This is a genomic window from Ruegeria sp. CK2 (assembly GCF_056536585.1).
The window spans coordinates 1-1,148 of the sequence record NZ_JBQFPW010000065.1 but is presented as its reverse complement, the minus strand read 5'-3'; the positions used below and the strand labels follow the sequence as shown (position 1 = coordinate 1,148).

The window sequence follows — 1,148 nt, the reverse complement described above, 5'->3', positions numbered from 1 at the left end:
TGAGCAGCCTCATCTGAATGGTCCAATTTGATTGTTAGTGCATCATCGGCCTGTGATCCATCGGGATGATGGTTTCGGGCGCTGGCGGGCGATAGCCCAATGCACTGTGGGGGCGTTTTGTGTTGTAGTGTCTCCTCCATTGTTCGATCAGAATTTGAGCTTCGCGCAGGCTGTAGAAGATCTCACCGTTGAGCAGCTCGTCCCTGAACCTGCCATTGAAGCTTTCGCAGTATCCGTTCTCCCACGGGCTCCCAGGTTCGATGTAAGCTGTCTTGGCGCCAACGGCGGCGATCCAGTCTCGGACAGCCTGGGCGACAAATTCCGGCCCATTGTCAGAACGTATGAAACTCGGCGCGCCGCGAAGAATGAACAGGTCTGTCAGGACGTCGATTACATCGGTCGAGTTCAGCTTCCGCTCGACCCTGATAGCCAAACATTCCCGACTGTACTCATCAAGGATATTCAGCGTCCGGAAGGCTTTGCCATCATCGGTTCGGCAATGGACGAAGTCATAGGACCACACGTGGTTGCGATGCTCTGGTCGAAGCCGGACACATGATCCGTCATTCAGTCAGAGCCGCCCTTTTTTTGGTTGTTTTATTGGCACTTTCAGCCCCTCTCGTCGCCAAAGCCGTTCAATCCGCCCGTCGCTGACAAACCATCCAGCCTCTCGCAGCAGCGCAGCGATCCTGCGATAGCCATATCGGCCGTATTGACGGGTCAGCTCGATCATGTCGGCCACCAGACGGTCTTCGTCTGCGCGACCTTGTGGGACGCGCCGTTGCGTGGGCCGGTGTTGTCCAAGCACGCGGCAGGCGCGTCGCTCAGATACTTTGAGCCGGCTGCGGACATGATCGATGCAGGCACGACGACGAGCGGGGCTCAGTAGTTTCCCTTTGTGGCTTCCGTCAGGATCAGTTTGTCCAACGTCAGATCAGAAACCGCGCGTCGCAATCGATCGTTCTCTTTCTGAAGCCGTTTCAGCTCCTTCAATTGATCAACACCCATTCCACCGTACTTCTTTCTCCAGCGGTAATAGGTTTGTTCAACAACGCCGATCTGCCTGATCGCATCAAGACGGGACATGCCTTGCCCCATCAGAACTTCAACCTGCCGTAACTTCGAGACAATCTCTTCGGGCTTCGGTC

General features: G+C 55.7%; 1 pseudogene. It reads right to left on the bottom strand.

The features are described from left to right. Nucleotides 1-34 precede the first annotated feature (34 nt). Nucleotides 35-1,148: pseudogene (locus ACR0BU_RS24700) on the bottom strand (IS3 family transposase); the annotation flags it as partial.